The following is a 21476-nucleotide window of genomic DNA, read 5'->3' as shown; positions in this document are numbered from 1 at the left end:
GCGATCAAATGCTTAGCCGGGCGCGCTGCGGAACCGGTCGATGATCTGCTTGAAGCCGGGCTTCTGCCCCTGCGCCAACAGGCTGGCGCGGAACAGGCGGCCAAGGAACACCACTTCCACTGCGATGAAGACGGCCAGCAATATGGCTGCGCCGACCAGCTCCCAGGTTTCGATCCCGATCCCCAGCCGCGCCAGCACGGCAAAGGGCGTCCAGATCGGCACCCAGGTCAGCACCTGCACCATCAGCCCGTCCTTGCCCGCCACAATGGCCTGCATCAGGAAGGTGATCGGGAGCAGAATGCCCAGCAGGATCGGCATCAGATAGCCCTGCGCCTCGCTCATCGAATCGGCCATCGCGCCAATCGCGACGAACAGGATCGAGATCGCCAGATAGCCCGCGATGAAGAAATAGATCATCGCCAGGATCACACCGGGCGAGGTCAGCGGGGCGAGCGCGGGACGGATCATATCGGCAATCGCGCCATGCGTGGCGAAGGCGGCAATTGCAGCGCACCCGACCCACACGGTAATCATCGACAGCCCGACCGCCAGTGCGCCCAGCAGCTTGCCATACATCAGTTCTTCGGGCCGAATGCAGGCGAGCAAAGATTCGAGCAGCTTGTTAGAGCGTTCCTCGATCGAGCCTTGCAGCATCCAGCTGCCCGACAGCATCAGGCTCATCATCAGGATATAGGCAATGGCGAGCGGGACGATGGAGCGCACCAGCATCGCTTCACGAGCACCGCCGCCGGGTGGCGGAGTGGTGACGGCGATGGCGGGCACGGCGGATTGCAACGCTTGCGCATCGCCAGCAGAGAACCCGCGATCAGTCAGCAGGCGCTGGCGCAAATCGCCGGTCAGCACGTCCTGCAAGGCCGTTACAAAGCTGCTGGGCGGTTGTTCGTTCGACCACAGCCGCACAGTCGGGTCGGCGGGATAATTCTCGCCCACCAGCACCACGATATCGGCAGCCTCGGCAGCGCCCTTGTCCTTGTCGGCATCAAGCAGCGTATCGACCTGCTCCTGCAATTGCTCACCCTCGGCAGCGGCCAGCGCGGCTGGCGCTTCGGCAAAGGCATAGGACGGCGTCGGCTTGTCATAAGCGGGCGTATCCTGCGCCTTTACCCGGTCGATCTTGGCCATTGCCGCGTCGATCCCGCCCGCGCTGCGAAAGGCAGCGATATCGGCATCGGTGTACCAGCGATCATGCTGTGTCCACGGGGCTGCGGGATCGGCATTTTCCAGACTGTGTCGGCGGACATAGCGGGACAGGCTGCGCAAGGCATAACGGTCTTCGTCCAGCGCAAAGCGGTCCTCGATAGCGGTGAGGGCGCTTCCTCCGGCGCGGTCGATCACTATGATCCGGGTGGATTCGTCATCGTTCAGCGCCTTGCCCAGCAATGGGCCGAGCGCGAGTGCGATGGGCACCAGCAGGAGGGTAAGCCAGAAGCTTTTCATCGCTGCGATCTGGCGAAATTCGCGCCGCGCAACGAGCAGAATATTGGTCATCATAGCACGTCCTCCCCGCCCACCAGGCTGACAAACACATCATGTAGATTGGCGCGGTGTTCTTCAAACCGGCGCAGCGGCAGGGCATGGGCGCTGCATCGTTCCAGCACGGCACCGGCCTCGGTATCAGGGGCCAGCACGATGTCCCATTCAAGCCACCCGCCGCCCAGATCATTGGTTGCGGTCGCTTTGGCCACACCGGGAATATCCGCGATGGCGGCGGTGGTTATTGCAGTGATCCGCGCGGGCAAGGTGGCACGCGCCTGATCCAGCGTGCCTTCAAACCGTTTGCGGCCCTTGCGCAGCAACAGCAGGCGGTCACACAGCCGTTCGGCGTGCTGCATCACATGGGTGGAGAAGATCACCGCCGCCCCGCGTTTGGAGGCGCGCAGGATTTCCTCTTCGAGCAGGCCCTGATTGACCGGATCGAGCCCGGAAAACGGCTCATCCAGCATCAGCAATTCGGGTTCGTTGACCAGTGAGGTGGCGAGCTGGACCTTTTGCGCCATGCCCTTGGACATATCGCCGATCTGGCTCTTGGCGCGGTCGGCCAGGTCGAACCGTTCGAGCAATTCCAGACCGCGGTGGCGGGCATCGCCAGCGTCCATCGCCTTCAGGCGGCCGAAATAGACGATGGTGTCGATGGCGCTCATATTGCCGTAAAGCCCGCGCTCTTCGGGCAGGAAGCCGATAGCGGCGGCGTTGCGGCGGTCGGGGGCGCTGCCCAGGATAGAGATCGTGCCCGAAGTGGGGCGGATGATGTCGAGAACCATGCGCAGCGTGGTGGTCTTGCCTGCGCCATTGCCGCCCAGAAATCCGAAAATCTCGCCCGGCTGGACTGCGAAACTCAGATCATCGACGGCGCGCACGCCTTCGAAATGCTTGGACAAATTGTCCACTTCCAGAACCGGCATTCGTGCGACCCCCATCCCTGTCTAGTCGCCGGTGGGCTAGAGGGGATGGGGGGCACTCACAAGCCGTTTCCCGATATTCGTGATAGCGGGACCGACGAACGGCGTTGCTGGATCAGCTTTCGCTGCCATCCTTGCCATCGCCGTTGCCGGTGCCGCCAGCATCAGCATCGGGTTTGCTTACCGATTTAGCTTCCAGTTTGGCCGCAGCAGGCTTCTTCTTTTTCTTGGTAGTTTTCTTGGCATTGGGCGGGGCCGGGGTTAGCTCGAAACTGGGCTTGCCGTCCTTTACGCCAACCTGGACCTCGCCGCCCTTGGCGAGCTTGCCGAACAGCAATTCCTCGGCCAGCGGCTGCTTGATCTTCTCCTGGATCAGGCGGCCCATCGGGCGTGCGCCATAGAGACGGTCATAGCCCTTGTCGGCCAGCCAGCTGCGCGCATCCTTGTCGAACTGGATATCGACATTCTGTTCGGTCAACTGCAATTCCAGCTGCAGGATGAACTTGTCGACCACACGCGCGACGGTGTTCTTGCCCAGATAGTTGAACGGGACAATCGCATCGAGGCGGTTGCGGAATTCCGGCGTGAACATCCGCTTCACGGCTTCCTCGCTGGCGTCTTCCTTGGATACATCGCCAAATCCGATGCCCTGGCTGGCCATATCGGCAGCGCCAGCATTGGTGGTCATGATCAGCACGACATTGCGGAAATCTACCGTCTTGCCGTGGTGATCGGTCAGGCGGCCATTATCCATCACCTGCAACAGGATATTGAACAGATCGGGATGCGCCTTCTCGATCTCGTCGAGCAGCAGCACGCAATGCGGATTCTGGTCGATGGCATCGGTCAGCAGACCGCCCTGATCATAGCCGACATAGCCCGGAGGTGCGCCGATCAGGCGGCTGACGCTGTGGCGTTCCATATATTCGGACATATCGAAGCGTTTCAGCTCGATGCCCATAATGCTGGCGAGCTGGCGGGCGACTTCGGTCTTGCCGACGCCGGTGGGGCCGGAAAACAGGAAGCTGCCAATCGGCTTGTCCGGATCGCGCAAGCCCGCACGGCTCAGCTTCATGGCGGTGGAGAGGCGCTTGACCGCCGCATCCTGGCCAAACACCACATGTTTCAGGTCACGCTCAAGATTTTCCAGTGCGCGCTTGTCATCGCTGGACACATTCTTGGGCGGGATCCGCGCCATGGTGGCGATGACCGCTTCGATTTCCCTGGCGGTGATCTTCTTCTTGCGGCGGCTGGGCGGGACCAGCATCTGCATCGCACCAACTTCGTCGATCACGTCGATGGCCTTGTCGGGCAATTTGCGATCATTGATGTAGCGCGCCGACAGCTCGACCGCAGTTTTCAGCGCATCGGCGGTATAGCTCACCTTGTGATGGTCTTCGAAGGCGCTTTTCAGACCTTTGAGGATCTTGATCGTATCCTCCACCGTGGGTTCGTTCACATCGATTTTCTGGAACCGGCGCAGCAGCGCGCGATCCTTTTCGAAGTGATTGCGGAATTCCTTATAGGTGGTCGACCCGACGCAGCGGATCGCCCCGCTGGACAGTGCGGGCTTGAGCAGATTGGACGCGTCCATCGCCCCGCCGCTGGTGGCCCCGGCGCCAATCACCGTGTGAATTTCATCAATGAACAGCACCGCGTCAGGCATCCCCTCCAGCTCGTTCACGACCTGCTTCAGCCGTTCCTCGAAATCGCCGCGATAGCGTGTGCCCGCCAGCAGCGAACCCATGTCGAGCGAGTAGATCACCGCATCCTTGAGCACTTCGGGCACTTCGCCTTCGACGATCTTGCGCGCCAGCCCTTCCGCAATGGCGGTTTTGCCGACGCCGGGATCACCGACATAAAGCGGGTTGTTCTTGGACCGGCGGCACAGGATCTGGATTGTGCGGTCGACTTCGGGGCCGCGGCCAATCAGCGGATCGACTTTGCCGGCCTCGGCCTTTTTGTTCAGATTGACCGTGAACTGGTCGAGCGCGGTTTCCTTCTTGCCCTTGCCGCCCTCCTTGTCCTCGCCATCGGTCTGCGCATCTTCGCCGCCAGCCTTTTCGGACCGCGTTTCGATCTGCTTGCCGCCCTTGCCGATGCCGTGGCTGATATAGCTGACCGCATCGAGACGGCTCATATCCTGTTGCTGGAGGAAATAGACCGCATAGCTGTCGCGTTCGGAGAACAGCGCGACCAGCACATTGGCGCCGGTAACGGTATCCTTGCCCGATGACTGGACATGCAGGATTGCGCGCTGGATCACCCGCTGGAAGCCCGCGGTGGGCTGCGGATCGGACACTTCATCGGCCTTCAGGCTCTGGTATTCCTGTTCCAGATATTGCGTCACCACAGCGCCCAGTTCGGCATTATCGACCCCGCAGGCCGCCATCACCTGCGCCGCATCTTCATCGTCGATCAGCGCCAGCAGCAGATGTTCGAGCGTGGCGTATTCATGGCGCCGTTCGCCCGCATCGGCCAACGCGGCGTGAAGGGTCTTTTCAAGATTCTGGGCAAAGCTGGGCATTCAAAGGGTCTTTCGTCGAGACTCGCAAATGGCGAGCAAGGGGCAGCTTAGGCGCAGAGCGTTAGCCAAAGCTGTATGCACGACCGATATGGTTTGCGGAGGCGGAAGTTTCAGCCCCCCCACCGGCTATTCCTTCCGGCCGAACAGCGCATCGGCAGCATCGCGGTGCGCGGCGGCCTTGATCCGGTGGCTTTCCACTCGCGCGATTTCTGCCTTGAGCAGCGCAATCCGCAAGTCCAACTCGTCAAGCGAGTAGGGCGCGAGATCCTCGCCCGCCAGTCTGCCAGCAGCGTCGCCTCGGGGGCGTGGACGGTCATCGTCTTCCATGCAGTGCGGATTTCGCCTGTTTGCGCGGTTGCTGTCAACGGGGGTGCGCGGTATTGCACCGCTTCGTGGCCTTGATGCCACGGTGCCAGCAGGGGCTGACGGGGGGCACGATTGGCTGATTTATTGCCGCAAACGATGGTTGCGATGGGGTTTGATTCACCGGGGGGACCCGATGTGTTCAGGGCTGAAACGCTGCCTGTACCCACGCCCGGAGCGGGCGATGTGCTGGTCCGGGTGGCCTGGGCCGGGGTCAATCGGCCCGATGTGATCCAGCGTCAGGGCTTTTATCCCGCACCGCCCGGCGCATCGCCAATCCCCGGACTGGAAATATCCGGTGTTGTGGTGGCGATTGGTGAGGGTGTTGCGCCCGAAATGCTCGATCGGCGCGTCTGCGCGCTGGTGACGGGCGGCGGTTATGCCGAATACTGCCTCGCCAAAGCCGCGCACTGCCTGCAGGTCCCGCGCGAAATGACATTGCAGCAAGCTGCGGCGATTCCCGAAACGCTGTTCACCGTCTGGCACAATGTCTTCGAACGCGGCTGGGCCGCCGATGGCGAGACGCTGCTGGTGCATGGCGGGACCAGCGGGATCGGGACGATGGCGATTATGCTGGGCAAAGCCTTTGGCCTGACGGTCATCGCGACAGCGGGCAGCGACGACAAATGCACTGCGATCCGCGATCTGGGCGCCGATCTGGCGATCAATTACAAAACGCAGGATTTCGTGGCGGAAGTGGGTTCTTTTACCGAAAAGCGCGGCGTTAACGTAGTGCTCGACATGGTGTCGGGCGATTATGTCGCGCGCAATCTGGAGTGCCTTGCCGATGACGGGCGGCACGTCACCATCGCGGTGCTGGGGGGCCTGAAAGCCGAAATCAACATGGCCACGGTGATGCGCAAGCGGCTGATGCTGACCGGCTCCACCCTGCGCGCGCGGCCTGACGAGTTCAAGGCGCTGCTTGCAGACGAGATTTACAACCACGCCTGGCCGCTCTTCGAAGACAAGACGATCAGCCCGGTGATGGACCAGAGCTTCCCGCTGGCAGAGGCCGCCGCAGCGCATGCGCGAATGGAAGGCGGCGCGCATATCGGCAAGATCGTGCTCGAGGTGGCTGGTGGCTAGTGTGGTTTTCGCGCTGCGACGAAAAGTTCATAACGGTCGAGCGCTCCGAGCAGCTGTGTCCCCGCCGCGCCCGTATTGAGGTGCGCCAACGCGTCATCGTCAATTGACGCGGGCCATGCCCAGATAATCGATGAGACACTGCCCAGCGCGCGGGTCAGATAGAGTTCGTCGATGAAATTGGGATGCACCATTCCCCAAAGCTGCCGCCAGGATTCGGGATCGGCCCGCCGCCAGCTGTCGCTGCCATTGGGCACCACGGACAAGAGCACTCCGCCCGGCTTGAGAAGCTTCAGCGCAGCATCAATGATCGCGCTGGGGCTGGGAACATGTTCAAGCACGTGAGAGCTGAAGAATGCATCGAATGTCCCGGCATTCTCATTCACGAAACGCTCAAAATCATTGGTCAGGTTCACGCCCAGATGGTGCACGCCATATTCACGCCTGTCGCGCGCTATTTCATAACTTTTCACATCGTAGCCGTGCTGCGTGAAAACCCAGCTGCCGTAACCCCAGGAACATCCATATTCGAAGAGACGCCCCCCCTTGGGCACCTCCAATTCTCGGAGAAACTCTGAGAATTTTGTGTAATCATTGTTCATCGCGCCGAATTGCTGGGCTTTCATCACTTCAAGTTCGGCCGGCGAAGGCAGATCCATAGCCGTGCCCTGCTCATAGCTTTCGTTGTAAAATCGCTCTGCTTCGTCCGGCCGATCTGTCGGAGTGCGATACAGCAAGGCGCATTCGTTACAGCGCCGTAGCGCCGTAACCACATATTTGCGCGAAACAATACGGCCGCTTCCCGCACAATTGGGGCAGGCCCGGCGTGACGGGCTCGCCATTAGCATCGCGGATCGCAGGAAATAACGAAGTTTCGAGTTCATTCTGGGGGCTATACCAAACAATGCCGCACTGCGAAGCGCGCTGCGGTTCTTCAGGGCGAATAGCGTGCAATAGGTTTGGGGCAGGTGCGGCAGGCGGGAAAAGCTTGCCGAAGTGCGCGCCATCGCCTACATCGCTTCTACGTAAGGCCGCTCCGCAAGGGGCGGCCCTTCTATTTTCGGACCTCTTGAAAGACACCCATATGGCCGACCAGTCCACGCCCCTGATGCCGCATGCGACCGCCACCTGGCTGGTCGATGGAACCGGCCTGTCGTTTGAACAGATTGCCGAGTTTTGCGGGCTCCATATTCTCGAAGTCCAGGCCATGGCCGATGACCTCGCCAGCAGCAAATACACTGGCCGCGACCCTGTTCATGCAGGCGAGTTGACGCTGGAAGAAATTGCGCGCGGGCAGGAAGACCCCGAATACCGCCTCAAGATGCAGCGCGCACCGGTCGCGGTCAGCCGCACCAAGGGCCCGCGTTACACCCCGGTGTCCAAGCGGCAGGACAAGCCCGATGGCATCGCCTGGCTGATCCGCAATCACGCCGAGATTACCGATGCGCAGATTTCCAAGCTGATCGGCACCACCCGCAACACCATCGGCGCGATCCGTGACCGCAGCCATTGGAATATCCAGAACATTCAGGCGAAAGACCCGGTGACGCTGGGCCTGTGTTCGCAGCGCGAGCTTGACGCCGTGGTTGCCAAGGCGGCCAAGAAGGCGGGCATCGAAGCCGAAGCGCCAGCGGCGGATCAGGGCAGCGATCGCGAACGCCTGATCGAAGAGCTGCGTGCAGAGCGTGACGCGACCGAGAAAGCCGTTGCCGAGGCCGCTCAGGAAGCTGAAGCCGCCGCATGGCTCGAAGCCAAGCGCGCCGCCGAAGCTGCTGGCGATCCGCCCGCCTGATATCACGCGAAAAATTATCCAATGCATTGTGCGGCGCAGAAAATCATGGGGCGAATGGCGCGCAATTAATGTGCGGCATTCGCCCTTTTTCTTGCCCGCTTTTCACTTGCTCAGCGGCTTCGGACCCGCCATGTTACTGACATGGTTGTAAATAAGCGCTTCCCGCTGCCGCCCACGCCCTATGCCCACCCGACCGCGTGGAATTCGAGCATCAAGCCCGAACCCCTTCACGCGATTTTCGCGCGGCAGACGCAGGCGCAGCCGCTCGCCGTGCTGGCGGAATTTCTGGGGCGCGAGTTCACCTATCGCCAGCTGTTTGCCGAAGCGCAGCAATTCGCTGCCGGTCTGCTGTCGCGCGGGATCGGCAAGGGCGACCGGGTCGGCCTGTTCCTGCCCAATGTGCCTGCCTATATCTCGGCCTATTACGGGGCGATGATGGCCGGGGCTGTGGTGGTCAATTTCTCGCCGCTCTATTCTGCCGAGGAATTGAGCGATCAGGTCGAGGATTCGGGCACACGGTTGCTGGTTACGCTCGATGCGCCGGCGCTGCTGCCGACTGCAGTGGAAGTGCTGGACCGCTCCTCGCTGGAAATGCTCGCTGTCATTGGCCTCGCCGATATGCTGCCCCGCCTGAAAGGTCTGGCGCTGCGTACGCTGGGCCGCAAACAGCTCGCCAAAATGCCCAAGCGGCCAGACGTGTCGCGCTGGACCGAATGGCTGAGCGATGCCGCGCCAGAGCTGCCTGACGCCGCTGCCAGCGATCTGGCGCTGCTGCAATATACTGGCGGCACCACCGGCACCCCCAAGGGCGCCATGCTGACGCACGCCAATCTTTCGAGCAATGCCATCCAAATCGACATGCTCGACCCGTTTGATCGCAGTGATCCCGATATCGTGATGGGCGCTCTGCCGCTGTTCCATGTCTTCGCCAACACCTGCGTGCTCAACCGCACTGTGGTGCGCGGCGGCAAGATTGTGATGCTGCCGCGCTTTGATGCCGGACAGGTGCTGGCGGCGATCACCCGCAGCCAGCCCAAAGCCTTTCCGGGCGTACCGACGATGTTTCAGGCGCTGGTCGATCATCCCGATTTCGCCGCCACTGACTGGACCTCGCTCAAGGTCTGTATTTCTGGCGGCGCACCGATGCCCGGCCCACTGCGCGAAAAATTCGAAGCCGCGACCGGCGTGCCGCTGGTCGAGGGATATGGCCTGACCGAAAGTTCAGGAGTCGTATCTTCCAACCCCTATGACGGCCTGCGTAAGCCGGGCTCGATTGGTCAGCCGCTGCCGGCAACGCAGATCCTGCTGCTGGATAAAGAGGACGCGACATCGCTCGCCCCCGATGGCGAGCCGGGCGAGCTGGCCGTGCGCGGTCCGCAAGTAATGGGCGGTTACTGGAACCGGGCCGAAGCCGCCGCGTCGGAATTTGCCGAGCATAATGGCGAACGTTGGCTGCGCACCGGCGATGTCGCCACCATCGATGCCGATGGCTACATGGCGATTGTCGACCGCATCAAGGACATGATCGCGGTGGGCGGGTTCAAGGTCTTCCCCAGCCAGGTCGAAGCGGTGCTGCTGCAACATCCGGCAGTGAAAGAGGCGCTCGTGATCGGGCGGCCCGATGATTATCAGGGCGAACGGCCGGCCGCCTATATCACCCTGGCCACCGATGCTGCGGCTTCGGGTGAGGAGCTGAAGGAATGGCTCAACACCCGCATCGGCAAGCATGAACGGGTGGCCGAAGTGGTGATCCGCGATGAACTGCCCAAGACGATGATCGGCAAGCTGGACCGCAAGGCCCTGCGCGCCGAGGTGCTGCCCGCCTGATCGCAGTGAAGGCCGGACACAAAAACGCCGCCCGTGCTGATGCAGGGGCGGCGTTTTTTGTCGTACGTCAGTGCTTGCCAGGCAATCAGCCCGCGACGGTAAGCTCTGGCTTGGCGCTGCCGGTCTGCGGCTTGGCCGCAGCGGCGCGAGCATCGCGGTGGGCGAAGCGGCCTTCGACCTGCGCGCCCTGTTCAATGGTCAGCGCATCATAGAATACGTCGCCTTTGATCTTTGCGGTTTTGAGGATGACCAGTTCGCGCGCGGTGATCGATCCATCGACCGATCCGGCCAGCCGGGCATGCTCTGCTGTGATCGCCCCGGCAATCGTGCTGGTTTCACCCTGCACCAGACTGGCGCAGGCGATGTCGCCTTCGACCGAGCCATCGATATGCAGGTCTGCGGAGGCCTTGATATCGCCCTTTACGGCAATATCGGAACCCAGGACCGAGAAGGTCGAATTGCTTTTGCTGGCCATCATCCGCCCCGAATTACTTGCCGAGGGCGAGCTGTGGGGCTCGTCGGATTTCTTTGAGAACATCGGGAGCCTGCTCCAGGAATGTGCGCGGGTTGACCGCACGATTGTTGATGCGAACCTCGAAATGGAGGTGCGGGCCGGTTGAACGGCCGGTGCTGCCAATAGCACCGATGGTATCGCCTGCGCCAACCTTCTGGCCCAGCTTGGCCGCGAAGCGCGACATATGCGCATAGCGGGTCATCAGGCCATTGCCGTGATCGATCTCGACCACTTTGCCATAACCCGATTTGTTGCCAACAAAGCTGACCCGTCCGCGCGAGGCGGCATAGATCGGGGTGCCGGTAGGACCGCGGAAATCGAGGCCGCTGTGCATTGCGCCGCCGCCGGTGAAGGGGTCACGGCGGAAACCGAAGCCCGAAGAAATAAATTCAAGGCTGGCCGGTTCGACCTGCGGAACCCCGGCAAGGCCCGCTTCAAGGGCCGACATCCGCGCAAGGCTGAGGCCGAGGCGTTCAAAGCGCGGATCAATGGTGCCATCGGAATTGGTCGAGAGTTTTTCGAGCGGGCCACCCATCGCCTGGCGGTCGCTGCCGCGCATAATCGCCTTGGGATCAAGCCCAAGCTTGCGCAGTGCATCGGCAGCGCGCGTGGTGCGCCAATCGGCATAGCGAGTCAGCCCTTCGACAAAGGCGAGCTGGCGCGCTTCGACCTTGGCGAGCACTGCAGCTTCTGGGATCGCGACGCTGACCTTGTCGACGGTGGCAGCGGCTTCGCCCGAAGAATCGCTGACCTTGGTGACGCTTTTGGCGTCTGCGGGCAGCGACGAAACCATGTTTTCGATGAATTCCTGGCGATTCTGCAAATCGCTGGCAACAGCACCGATGTCATCGCGATAGGCGTTGACGCGGTCTTCCGCCGTGGCAACCTTGGCCTCGCGGTCGTTCAGAGAGATCAGATCGGCCGTGGCGCGATATTGCGTCCATCCGGCGACCGCCATCGACACTGCCCACACGAACAATACGGCGGCGGTGATAGCTGCGGCGGTGATCTGAAGCTTTGAAGATAGCGTAATGAAGCGAACCTGGCCCTCGGAGCGCATAAAAAATTCGCGATCCGGAAACCAACCGCGCATACGGTTGGCCCCGCCATTGATGGCATTCATGATTTGCAAAACGACCCGTCCCTATTGTTTTTTGGTCCCGTGCCGATGGAGGTAACAAAAGATGTTCCCGAAATCGAATCGGGGTTCCCGGCTAATCTATGAGTCGCACTGATTGTGCGACGAGTCGTTTCATCGCAGGAAAATATATGATCCCAAACGCGCAGCAAAGTTTAAGTTCATATTAACCATCTCCCCGCGATTCGGAGCTTGAGGCAATTCCAACCCATTGTTTAACAGCAATATTCACACGCGCCCACTGTCAGCGAATCACTCTGTGAACGCTATCAGGCGCGTTGGACTGCTCGGCGGCAGTTTTAATCCGGCGCATGGCGGGCATCGGCGGATCTCGCTGTTTGCCCGTGCGGCGCTTGAACTTGACGAGGTGTGGTGGCTGGTCTCGCCGGGCAATCCGCTAAAACCCAAAGTGGGGATGGCGCCGCTTGCCGCGCGGGTGCTCTCGGCAGCGCGGCAGGCGCGGCGCGCACCGATCCGCGTGACCGCCATCGAACGGCAATTGGGCACGCGCTACACCGTCGATACGTTGCAGGCACTGTTGCGCCGCTATCCCAAGATCGAATTTGTCTGGTTGATGGGGAGTGACAATCTTGCCGATTTTCACAGCTGGCGCGATTGGCGCGGCATCTCACGCGCGATGCCGATTGCGGTAATCGCACGACCCGGGTATGATGGTGCTGCCTTCGCGAGCCCCGCGATGGCCTGGCTGCGGCGCTACCGCGTCCCGCTGGCCAGCTTTGTGAAGCGGAGCGATTGGAGCGCACCGGCACTGGTGACATTGCGTTTTGACCCTGACGAACGTTCGGCAACGGCCATCCGCCGCACCGATCCCGACTGGGCCGCGCGCTATGCCGGTATCTCTCCACGGGACCAACTGACATTCAGGCGTATCGACAGCGCGGGGGAAACCCCGAAGCCATGATGCGCGTTGACCCCATTATGCTCATCACCCCCTTATTCAGGAGTACCGCATCTGCCTATGACGCAGGCGCAAACCCCCTCGGCCAAGGCCGATTCCGCTACTGCCACGGTGACCCGCTTGGCTGATGCAAACCAGGACCCGCTGTTGGCGATGGTGCTGGAGCATCTCGACGACGACCAGGCGCATGACGTTGTGACCATCCCACTCGAAGGCAAAAGCTCGATCGCCGATTTTATGGTGATCGCGTCCGGCCGTTCGACGCGGCAGGTTGCGGCCATGGCGCAGAAACTGGCTGAAAAGATCAAGCACGCAGGGCGCGGCCCGGTGAAGCTCGAAGGGCTTCCCGCCGCCGATTGGGTGCTGGTCGATGCCGGTGATGTGATCGTCCACCTGTTCCGGCCCGAAGTCCGCAGCTTCTACAACCTGGAACGGATGTGGGCCTTTGGCGACGCGCCACCAGTGGCTGGCACGGCTTAAACACGTCTGTAGCGCCGCAATGCCGCTCCCTCGAAGGTGATCGCGCAGCAATCTGCCGTGAGAGCGAACCAATATGCTCCTGCACATCATAGCTCGCGGCAAAATCGCTCGCTCTCCCGAGGCGGAGCTGGTCGCGCGTTATGAGAAGCGGCTCACCTGGCCGGTGAAGATTACCGAGCTTCCCGAAAACGGCGGGCGCATTCCCGATCCGGTCACTCCATACAAAACGGTGTTGCTGGACGAGCGCGGCAAGGATCTGTCGTCGGAGGAATTTGCAGCAATATTGGGCCGCTGGCGCGATGACGGGACGCGCGAGTGCCGCTTTGTGCTGGGCGCGGCTGACGGCCATTCGCGCGCGGAACGCGGGGCGGCGGATTTGCTGATCGCCTATGGCACGGCAACCTGGCCGCATTTGCTGGCGCGCGCCATGCTGGCCGAGCAATTGTACCGCGCGACCACCATCCTTGCCGGACACCCCTACCATCGCAGCGGATAATGCGGCAGGAGTGACATCATGATCCGCCGCGCTCTTGCCATCCTTGTCCTGACGGGCGGCCTTGTCGCTGTTCCCGCACTGATCGGGCCGCTGACAGCACAGGACACGCGATTTTCCACTTCGGCAGAGGCCAGCAAGGCGCTCGACATTGCGCGCCAGCAACAACGTAACGCCCGCGCCCGCAGCGAACGGCTGGAGCAGCGCGCAGCCGGTGCGTTGCAGGCGGCTGACAAGGCATCGGCGCAAGCGGCGGCGCTGGCAGCCCGCGTCCAGCAGGCCGAGGCGGCGGCAACTGCGGCAGAGGCGCAGCTGGCGCTCGTAACGGCGCAGCGCCGGACGCTCGACCGCAAGCTGGCGGCGCGGCGTGAACCGCTGGTCCGGTTGACCGGCGCGCTGCAAAATATGGCGCGGCGGCCAATGACACTCACGATGTTCCAGCCGGGCAGCCTGCAGGATCTGGTTTACACCCGCGCCGTTCTTGGCAGCACTGTCCCGTTGGTGCGCGCCCGCACGGCATCGCTGCGCGGCGATCTGGAGCGTGCCCGGACGCTGCAAGGCGAAGCGCGCACGGCCTATGCCGATGGGCGCGAGGCGGAGGCGACACTGAAAGGACGCCGCCGCGATCTGGCCACTCTGGCGGAGAAAGAACGGCTGGTGGCGCGCCGCGTGTCGGGCGATGCGTCGCGCGAAAACCGCCGCGCACAGGCACTGGCCGAACAGACCCGCGATCTGGATGCGCTGGTCGGGCAGCTTGAGCAGGCGGGCACGCTGCGCACGCGGCTGGCCGCGCTGCCGGGGCCAATCCCCCGCCCCGCCAATCCCGGCGCGGTGACAGCCCCGCCGCCGCCAAGCCCTTCGCCAACGTCAACGCAGCCGCCTGCCGATTACCAGCTGCCGGTTGCCGGACGGCTGGTCGGCGGGTTTGGTGAAGCGGCCAGTGGCAGCGGTGCGCGCCGCCCCGGTATCGCGCTGATCCCGCGCAGCGGCGCACAAGTGGTTGCGCCCGCAGCGGGCCGCGTAGCCTTTGCCGGTCCCTATCGCGGCTATGGCCGGATCGCGATTGTCGAGCATGCGGGCGGCTGGACCAGTCTGGTGACGGGACTGGCCAGTCTCGATGTCGCGGTTGGACAGCGAGTCGCCGCCGGATCACCATTAGGGCTGGCGGCGCGCAGCGATCCTGAAATCACGCTGGAGCTGCGCCGTGACGGCGCGCCTATAAACCCGCTCGACCATGCCGACTGACGCATTTGTCGAATTTTGCTTGATCGGGCCAATCCACGCCTCATCTGGCATTAACCGGCAGTGCGCGATACGATGCACTTGCACGCAGGAGTTCGCCGCAGGATGAAATTCGCCCATTACGCCCGATCCGCCGCGCTGGTGACCGCGCTGGCTCTGATACCCGCCACGACGGCGGGCCTTGCGCAGGTCGATGGCCGCGCCGGTCCCGAATTTGCCAAGGTACTGGCGGTTTATCAGCGGATCAAGGCCAGCTATGTCGAGCCGGTGAAGGACGATGTGCTGATGCGCGGGATGATCGACGGCATGCTCGCCGCGCTCGATCCGCACTCCGGCTATCTCGACGGCAGCGATCTCCAGCGGCTGGAGACGATGATCGATGGCAATTATTCGGGTCTTGGCCTGTCGGTTGCGATGGAAGACGGCGCGGTCAAGGTGATCTCGCCCTTCCGCGGCAGTCCGGCGGACAAGGTTGGCATTAAGGCGGGCGACTTCATCACCCATCTGAACGGCAAACTGATCTATGGCGGCAGCCTGGACGAAGCCGTGTCGCAAATGCGCGGGCCAGAAGGCACTGCGATCCGGCTGACGATTTTCCGCGCCGGTCGCGAAGAGCCGTTCGATGTCACCGTGACACGCGGCGTGATCGAGCTGGAGCCGGTCACCTGGGAGCTTAAGCCGGGCAATATCGGTCACATCATGGTCAATGAATTTTCGCGCGATGTCGGTAGCGATGTGTTCTCCGCGTGGGAGGATATGCGCAAGAACGCCAGCGGGCGGATGAGTGGGCTGGTGCTCGACCTGCGCTCGAACCCGGGCGGCAGCCTTGATGAAGCGGTGGCGCTGGGCGATCTGTTCCTGACCAAGGGGCAAATCGTGTCGCAGCGCGGCCGCGCACGCGGCGAAAGCATCAGCTATGACGCCGAAACCGTGTTCCGCGGCGATATTGCCGCCGGTGTGCCGATTGTAGTGCTGATCGATGCCGGATCGGCCTCGGCCAGCGAAATTGTGGCCGGCGCGCTGCAGGATCATCGCCGCGCAGTGGTCATGGGCGAACGCAGCTTTGGCAAGGGCAGCGTGCAGACATTACTGCCGCTGGGCCGCGATGCGGCGCTAAAGCTGACAACGGCGCGGTATTTCACGCCTTCGGGCCATTCGGTGCAGGAAGGCGGGATCAAGCCCGATATCACGGTCCCGCAGCTGAGCGATCCCGACCTCGCCAAGCGCGCCAAATTCGTGCTGCGCGAATCGGATCTCCGCGGCCATCTGATTAATGAAGCCACGCTGGCCGATGATGCGATGGAAGCGGATAAGCGCGAAGACCCTCGCTTCCAGCTGACTGCCGAGGAATTGAAGGAGCAGGGGATCGAGGATTTCCAGCTGCATTATGCCTTGGAAACGCTGCGCCGCACCGCGCCCAGCGCCGTTGCCCGCGCCAAGTAATCCGGGCCTGCAACTGGCATGATCGACACCGCTAACGAGAGACTGGCGCAGCGTCTGGCGCTGGCCGTGCCTGCGCTTTTGCTGGGCGGGGCCTATGTCGCGCAATATGGCTTTGGCCTGTACCCTTGCGAGATGTGCTGGTGGCAGCGCTGGCCGCATTTCGCGGCGCTGGCGCTGGCGCTGCTGTCGTTCTTAGCCCCGTCACGCCGTCTGCTGGTGACGCTGGCTGGATTTGCCATCATCGTGTCGGGCCTGATCGGCCTGTTCCATGCGGGCGTCGAATATCACTGGTGGGACGGCATCACGTCCTGCTCTGCCATGCTGTCGGACGAAGGCGGCAGCGCGCTGGAGCAGATCATGAACACCCCGCTGGTGCGCTGTGACGAGGCGGCGTGGCGCTTCCTTGGCATCAGCCTGGCGGGTTTCAACTTCCTGATCTCCACGGCGGCAGGGGTTGTTATCCTGCGGCTGCTCGGCAAGAAGCCATCCTGATGACCAAGGCCCCTGACCATATCGCCAGCATGATCCGTGTCGACCAGGCGGGCGAATTTGGCGCGACTCGCATTTACGCCGGGCAATTGGCAGTAATGGGCGACCGCGCCCCGCATTCTGCCGAGATCGAAGGCATGGCAGAGCAGGAAGCGGGCCACCGCGCAAAATTCGATGCTCTGATGGCACGCCGCAGCGTGCGCCCTACCGCGCTGCAACCGTTCTGGTCAGTGGCGGGTTATGCGCTGGGCGCGGCGACTGCGCTGCTGGGGCCGGAAGCGGCGATGGCTTGCACAGCAGCGGTCGAAACCGAGATCGACAAGCATTATTCCGACCAGCTCGACCAATTGCACGCCACCGGCGAAGATCCCGAGCTGGCCGGCATGATCGAGGAATTCCGCGAGGACGAGCGCGAGCATCTGGGGGCCGCGCTGGCCGCTGGGGCAGAGCGGGCGCCTGCGTACCCCCTGCTATCGGGCGTGATCCGGCTGGGCTGCCGCGCCGCGATCAAATTGTCGGAGCGTATCTGACGGGAATTGCCGTCCCGGATGCTGCGCTTCACCAACCATTCACCGCTGCGCCGCCTTAACTGCGCGCCTTGCTGGGAGACGATGATAATGACCCTGTTCCGCACTTTTGCCGCTGCCGCGTTGATCGCGTCTCCGCTGGCCTTCACCGCCCCCGCTATGGCGCAGGACGCCGCCGAGGAAGAAACGGTCAACATGGTCATCGTTTATGGCGATGACCGCTGCCCTGAAAGCACTGCCGACCAGATTGTGGTTTGCGCGCGTCAGGCCGAGAACGAGCGTTACCGCATCCCGCAGGAATTGCGCCTGTCCGACGATCCCGCGAACAATTCATGGGCAGAGCGGGTTGAGCAGCTGGAGATGGTTGGCGCTTCGGGCGCGTTTTCCTGTTCACCTTCGGGCGCGGGCGGGTTTACCGGCTGCACGCAGGAAATGATCAGGAAAGCCTATGCCGACAAGGCCAATGCCAGCAGCATCCGCTTTGGCCAGCTGGTTGACGCCGCCCGCGCCGACCGGCTGGGCGGGATCGACGCCGAAGCCGCCGCCGAGCAGGAGCGGGTCGAAATGATCGAGCGCGACTATATGGAGCGGCTCGAACGCGAACGCGCTGCGCCGACTGCTGATGAAACGACGGAATCTGCCACGCCGGGAAATCTTGTGACTGAAGAAGAGCTTTCTCAGCCACCGGAACTTTGATTGCCCCTATGGCGATTTAACCATTTACGGTTACTAGATCGCGCATGTCAGTGACCCGCAAGATACTTACCGTATTCGGTACCCGTCCCGAAGCCATCAAACTTTTCCCGCTGGTCCATGCGCTGGAAGCGGATGACCGCTTCATCAGCCGCGTATGCGTTTCTGCGCAGCATCGCGGAATGCTTGATCAGGTGCTGGATATCGCAGGCGTGGTGCCCGATCATGATCTTGACCTGATGACACCGGGCCAGACGCTGGATGAACTCACCGCCCGCGCGCTGACCGGCATTGGCAAGGTGCTCGATATAGAGCAGCCCGACTGGGTGGTGGTGCAGGGCGATACAACCACAGTCATGGCTGGCGCGATCGCGGCCTATTACCGCAAGATTCCGGTGTGCCATGTCGAGGCGGGACTGCGCAGCGGCAACATCCATCACCCCTGGCCTGAAGAGGTCAACCGCCGCGTGGTGGGCACGTTTGCGGCACTGCATTGCGCGCCGACAGAAACCGCTGCGGCGGCGCTGCGGCGTGAAAATGTCGCGGCGGACAGCATTCACGTTACTGGCAATACCGTAATCGATGCGCTGCATTGGGTTACCCGGCGGATTGCAGAGCAGCCGGGTCTCGCCACCGGACTTTCCGCGCTTGAGGAGCGCTTTGTCGGCAAGCGGATCATCGGCATGACCAGCCACCGGCGCGAAAATTTCGGGGCCGGGATGCAGGGTATCGCCGATGCGGTAAAGCGGATCGCGGCGCGGCGCGATGTCGCAGTGATCTTCCCCGTCCATCTCAACCCCAATGTCCGCGCGGTGATGAACCAGCAGCTGGCGGGGCTGGACAATGTCGCGTTGATCGAGCCGCTCGACTACCCGCACTTCGCGCGGCTGCTCGATATCAGTACGCTGATGTTGACCGATAGCGGCGGCGTGCAGGAAGAGGCGCCCGCATTGGGCAAGCCGGTGCTGGTGATGCGCGAAACGACCGAGCGGCCCGAGGGCGTGGAGGCTGGCACGGCCAAGCTGGTGGGCACCGATGCCGACATCATCGTGGCCGAGACTAAGCGCCTGCTCGACGACCCCGCAGCCTATGCCGCGATGGCGCGTGCGCACAATCCCTTCGGGGACGGTCATGCTGCCGCTCGGATATGCGATCTGCTGGCGGACCGTTGAAACAGCGTTACTGTTAAATTTACCGACACAGGCTAAACGCTCCTGAGAATGGTTCAGGGATTCATATTTCATGCGCGGTGACACCAAACCCGACGTCTGCGTCATCGGCCTCGGCTATATCGGCCTGCCCACCGCCGCGATTATCGCGCGAGCTGGCTGCCCGGTACTGGGTGTCGATGTGTCCGAAAATGTGGTCGAGACGATCAATCGCGGCGAGATTCATATCGAGGAAGTCGATCTGGACGGGTTGGTGCAGGCGGTGGTCCAGCGCGGCTTGCTCAAGGCTTCGACCCAGATCGCGCCGGCCGATGTCTTTGTGATCGCGGTGCCCACGCCCTTTGCCAAGGATGGTAATCACACGCCCGATATCTCCTATGTCTTGGCAGCGGCAGAGCAGGTCGCTGCCGTGCTGAAAAAGGGCGATGTGGTGATTCTGGAATCCACCTCACCCGTCGCCACGACCGAGGCGATGCGTGACATGATCGCCGCCAAACGCCCCGATCTGGCGATGCCGGGCCTGTGCGAAGGCCAGCCCGATGTCTCGATTGCCTATTGCCCCGAGCGTGTGCTGCCGGGCAAGATCCTCGAAGAGCTGACACACAATGACCGCTCGATCGGCGGTATAACCCCGCGCTGCGCGCGCAAGGCGCTCGCCTTTTACAAACGCTTTGTGAAGGGCGAATGCGTCACCACCGACGCCCGCTCGGCGGAAATGACCAAGCTGGTCGAAAACGCCTTTCGCGACGTGAACATCGCCTTTGCCAATGAATTGTCGATGATCGCCGATGAACAGGGGCTCGACGTCTGGGAAGTGATCCGGCTGGCCAATCGCCATCCGCGCGTCAACATCCTCCAGCCCGGCCCCGGCGTGGGCGGGCATTGTATTGCCGTGGACCCGTGGTTCATCGTCCACGGCGCGCCGCAGCAGGCCAAGATGATCCGCCAGGCGCGCGAAACCAACGATGCCAAGATGCACCACGTGCTGGCCCGCGCAAAGGCATTGGTGGCCGCCAATCCGGGCGCGAAAATCGCCTGTCTCGGCCTCGCGTTCAAAGCCAATATCGACGATTTCCGCGAAAGCCCCGCACGCTATGTCGCCGCCAGCCTGGCCCGCGAATACGGCAGCCGGGTGCGGGTGGTCGAACCCTATGCGGGCGAACTGCCACCCGAATTCGAGGGTTCAGACGCGCAACTGGTCGATATCGACACCGCGCTGGAAAATTGCGGCGTGATCATCGTGCTGGTCGATCATGATGTGTTCAAAGTAATCCCGCCCGAAGAACGCCGCGGCGCAGCGGTTTACGACACGCGCGGCATCTGGCCCGACGTGGCTTGAGCGCCTGCGGGTCTGACACTCAGACCCCGTGGTAGGCGCGGTACCATTGCACAAATTGCGGGATGCCGTGTTCGATGGTGGTGGTGGGCTGATAGCCGATGTCGCGCTGGATCGCGTCGATATCGGCATAGGTTTTCTCGACATCGCCCGCCTGCATCGGCAGCATTTCCAGCTGCGCCTTCTTGCCGCATGCATCCTCGATCAGGCCGATGACCTTCATCAGATGTTCGCTGCGGTGGTTGCCGATATTGTACAGCGCGTGCGGCTTGACGCTGCCCCCTGCCTTTTCGCTGTCGTCATCCGCAGGCGGTTTGTCGAGACAGGCGACCACGCCGCTGACGATGTCGTCGATAAAGGTGAAATCGCGCCACATCTCGCCGTGGTTGAACACTTTGATCGGGCGGCCGGCCAGGATCGCATCGGTGAACAGCCACAGCGCCATATCGGGCCGTCCCCAAGGGCCATAGACTGTAAAGAACCGCAGACCGGTCAGCGGCAGGCGATAGAGATGCGCGTAAGTTTCGCTCATCAGCTCGTCAGCGCGCTTGGTCGCGGCATAGAGCGAGACCGGATGGTCGGCGCGGTCCTCCACTGCGAAGGGTAGCTTGTCATTGCCGCCATAGACCGAAGACGAGCTGGCATAGACCATATGGCCGGTCTGCCGCGCGCGCGCGATTTCCAGCAGATTGAGATGGCCCATCAGATTCGCAGAGACATAAGCGTGCGGGTTCTCAAGCGAATAGCGCACCCCCGCCTGCGCCCCGAGGTGGATGATGGCAGCAAATTCCTCGCCCTCAAGCGCCGATTGCAATGCCGCCCAGTCCGAGAAATCGACCTGTTTGAAAGCGAAGCGGTCGGGCGCTGCGGCGGTCAGTTCGCGCAGCCGGTCTTCTTTCAGCGAGACCTGATAATAGGGGTCGAGGCTGTCGATCCCCAGCACGCTGTCGCCGCGTTCGCACAAGCGCCGCGCGACCGCAGCCCCGATAAATCCCGCCGCCCCGGTGACGAGGACGCGCAT

21 protein-coding genes are annotated in these 21476 nt (G+C 62.4%); 13 read left to right on the top strand and 8 right to left on the bottom strand.

The window, feature by feature from the left end; all coding sequences use genetic code 11:
• Window positions 1–12: 12 nt before the first annotated feature.
• From FEV51_RS07710 to FEV51_RS07695, 4 genes are all read right to left on the bottom strand, one after another.
• Window positions 13–1512, bottom strand: coding sequence for an ABC transporter permease (locus tag FEV51_RS07710; RefSeq protein WP_138617589.1), 1500 nt, complete (start codon window positions 1510–1512; stop codon window positions 13–15).
• Window positions 1509–2423 carry an ABC transporter ATP-binding protein gene (locus FEV51_RS07705; RefSeq protein WP_138617587.1) on the bottom strand — a complete coding sequence of 305 codons (915 nt, stop codon included), beginning with the start codon at window positions 2421–2423 and terminating at the stop codon, window positions 1509–1511. The genes FEV51_RS07710 and FEV51_RS07705 overlap by 4 nt, the downstream gene beginning before the upstream one ends.
• Before the next feature lie 112 nt (window positions 2424–2535).
• Window positions 2536–4947, bottom strand: a complete 2412-nt coding sequence (gene clpA, locus FEV51_RS07700; protein WP_138617585.1) for an ATP-dependent Clp protease ATP-binding subunit ClpA — start codon at window positions 4945–4947, stop codon at window positions 2536–2538.
• A 126-nt stretch (window positions 4948–5073) separates the two neighbouring features.
• Window positions 5074–5274 (bottom strand): DUF1192 domain-containing protein, encoded by a 201-nt coding sequence (locus FEV51_RS07695; RefSeq protein ID WP_138617584.1) that lies wholly within the window; start codon window positions 5272–5274, stop codon window positions 5074–5076.
• A 144-nt stretch (window positions 5275–5418) separates the two neighbouring features.
• Here FEV51_RS07695 and FEV51_RS07690 point away from each other — a divergent pair, with 144 nt between their 5' ends.
• Entirely contained in the window at window positions 5419–6396 is a 978-nt protein-coding gene (locus FEV51_RS07690; protein ID WP_138618175.1) for an NAD(P)H-quinone oxidoreductase, read from the top strand.
• Here the strand turns inward: FEV51_RS07690 and FEV51_RS07685 are convergent.
• Entirely contained in the window at window positions 6393–7400 is a 1008-nt protein-coding gene (locus tag FEV51_RS07685) for a class I SAM-dependent methyltransferase (protein WP_138617582.1), read from the bottom strand. The two genes, FEV51_RS07690 and FEV51_RS07685, sit on opposite strands and share 4 nt — an antisense overlap.
• Before the next feature lie 77 nt (window positions 7401–7477).
• On the opposite strand from FEV51_RS07685, the gene FEV51_RS07680 reads away from it, so the two are divergent.
• Together FEV51_RS07680 and FEV51_RS07675 are read left to right on the top strand one after the other, a co-directional pair.
• Window positions 7478–8185, top strand: coding sequence for a DUF1013 domain-containing protein (locus FEV51_RS07680; RefSeq protein ID WP_138617580.1), 708 nt, complete (start codon window positions 7478–7480; stop codon window positions 8183–8185).
• Window positions 8186–8326: 141 nt separating this feature from the next.
• Window positions 8327–10012 (top strand): AMP-binding protein, encoded by a 1686-nt coding sequence (locus FEV51_RS07675; RefSeq protein ID WP_138617578.1) that lies wholly within the window; start codon window positions 8327–8329, stop codon window positions 10010–10012.
• An 85-nt stretch (window positions 10013–10097) separates the two neighbouring features.
• Here FEV51_RS07675 and FEV51_RS07670 read toward each other — a convergent pair whose 3' ends face one another.
• Both FEV51_RS07670 and FEV51_RS07665 read right to left on the bottom strand, forming a co-directional pair.
• Window positions 10098–10490 (bottom strand): bactofilin family protein, encoded by a 393-nt coding sequence (locus FEV51_RS07670; RefSeq protein WP_425466604.1) that lies wholly within the window; start codon window positions 10488–10490, stop codon window positions 10098–10100.
• Window positions 10491–10500: 10 nt separating this feature from the next.
• Entirely contained in the window at window positions 10501–11586 is a 1086-nt protein-coding gene (locus FEV51_RS07665; protein ID WP_246034492.1) for a M23 family metallopeptidase, read from the bottom strand.
• A gap of 337 nt (window positions 11587–11923) precedes the next feature.
• Here FEV51_RS07665 and FEV51_RS07660 point away from each other — a divergent pair, with 337 nt between their 5' ends.
• The 10 genes from FEV51_RS07660 (at window position 11924) to wecC (ending at window position 20458) form a co-directional block, all read left to right on the top strand.
• A complete protein-coding gene (locus FEV51_RS07660; RefSeq protein ID WP_138617576.1) occupies window positions 11924–12586 on the top strand; it encodes a nicotinate-nucleotide adenylyltransferase in 663 nt (220 codons plus the stop codon).
• Window positions 12587–12643: 57 nt separating this feature from the next.
• A complete protein-coding gene (gene rsfS, locus FEV51_RS07655; protein WP_138617574.1) occupies window positions 12644–13063 on the top strand; it encodes a ribosome silencing factor in 420 nt (139 codons plus the stop codon).
• A 73-nt stretch (window positions 13064–13136) separates the two neighbouring features.
• A complete protein-coding gene (locus tag FEV51_RS07650) occupies window positions 13137–13559 on the top strand; it encodes a 23S rRNA (pseudouridine(1915)-N(3))-methyltransferase RlmH (protein WP_138617571.1) in 423 nt (140 codons plus the stop codon).
• A gap of 18 nt (window positions 13560–13577) precedes the next feature.
• Window positions 13578–14801 carry a murein hydrolase activator EnvC family protein gene (locus tag FEV51_RS07645; RefSeq protein ID WP_138617570.1) on the top strand — a complete coding sequence of 408 codons (1224 nt, stop codon included), beginning with the start codon at window positions 13578–13580 and terminating at the stop codon, window positions 14799–14801.
• 102 nt (window positions 14802–14903) lie between these two features.
• Window positions 14904–16241 (top strand): S41 family peptidase, encoded by a 1338-nt coding sequence (locus FEV51_RS07640; RefSeq protein WP_138617568.1) that lies wholly within the window; start codon window positions 14904–14906, stop codon window positions 16239–16241.
• 18 nt (window positions 16242–16259) lie between these two features.
• Window positions 16260–16733 carry a disulfide bond formation protein B gene (locus FEV51_RS07635; RefSeq protein ID WP_138617566.1) on the top strand — a complete coding sequence of 158 codons (474 nt, stop codon included), beginning with the start codon at window positions 16260–16262 and terminating at the stop codon, window positions 16731–16733.
• Complete coding sequence (locus FEV51_RS07630; RefSeq protein WP_138617564.1) at window positions 16733–17260, top strand: demethoxyubiquinone hydroxylase family protein; 528 nt, start codon at window positions 16733–16735, stop codon at window positions 17258–17260. The genes FEV51_RS07635 and FEV51_RS07630 overlap by 1 nt, the downstream gene beginning before the upstream one ends.
• A gap of 87 nt (window positions 17261–17347) precedes the next feature.
• On the top strand, window positions 17348–17953 hold the full coding sequence (locus tag FEV51_RS07625) for a hypothetical protein (RefSeq protein ID WP_138617562.1): 606 nt from the start codon (window positions 17348–17350) through the stop codon (window positions 17951–17953).
• Window positions 17954–17997: 44 nt separating this feature from the next.
• Window positions 17998–19122 (top strand): non-hydrolyzing UDP-N-acetylglucosamine 2-epimerase, encoded by a 1125-nt coding sequence (wecB, locus tag FEV51_RS07620; RefSeq protein ID WP_138617560.1) that lies wholly within the window; start codon window positions 17998–18000, stop codon window positions 19120–19122.
• 70 nt (window positions 19123–19192) lie between these two features.
• Window positions 19193–20458, top strand: a complete 1266-nt coding sequence (gene wecC, locus FEV51_RS07615; protein WP_138617558.1) for a UDP-N-acetyl-D-mannosamine dehydrogenase — start codon at window positions 19193–19195, stop codon at window positions 20456–20458.
• A 19-nt stretch (window positions 20459–20477) separates the two neighbouring features.
• Here the strand turns inward: wecC and FEV51_RS07610 are convergent, their stop codons facing one another.
• Window positions 20478–21476: an SDR family NAD(P)-dependent oxidoreductase gene (locus tag FEV51_RS07610; RefSeq protein ID WP_138617556.1), complete on the bottom strand. Its 999-nt coding sequence runs from the start codon at window positions 21474–21476 to the stop codon at window positions 20478–20480.

It is taken from the genome of Qipengyuania marisflavi, from assembly GCF_005884405.1.
Classification (GTDB): domain Bacteria; phylum Pseudomonadota; class Alphaproteobacteria; order Sphingomonadales; family Sphingomonadaceae; genus Qipengyuania; species Qipengyuania marisflavi.
This window is presented reverse-complemented; position numbering and strand designations above follow the sequence as displayed.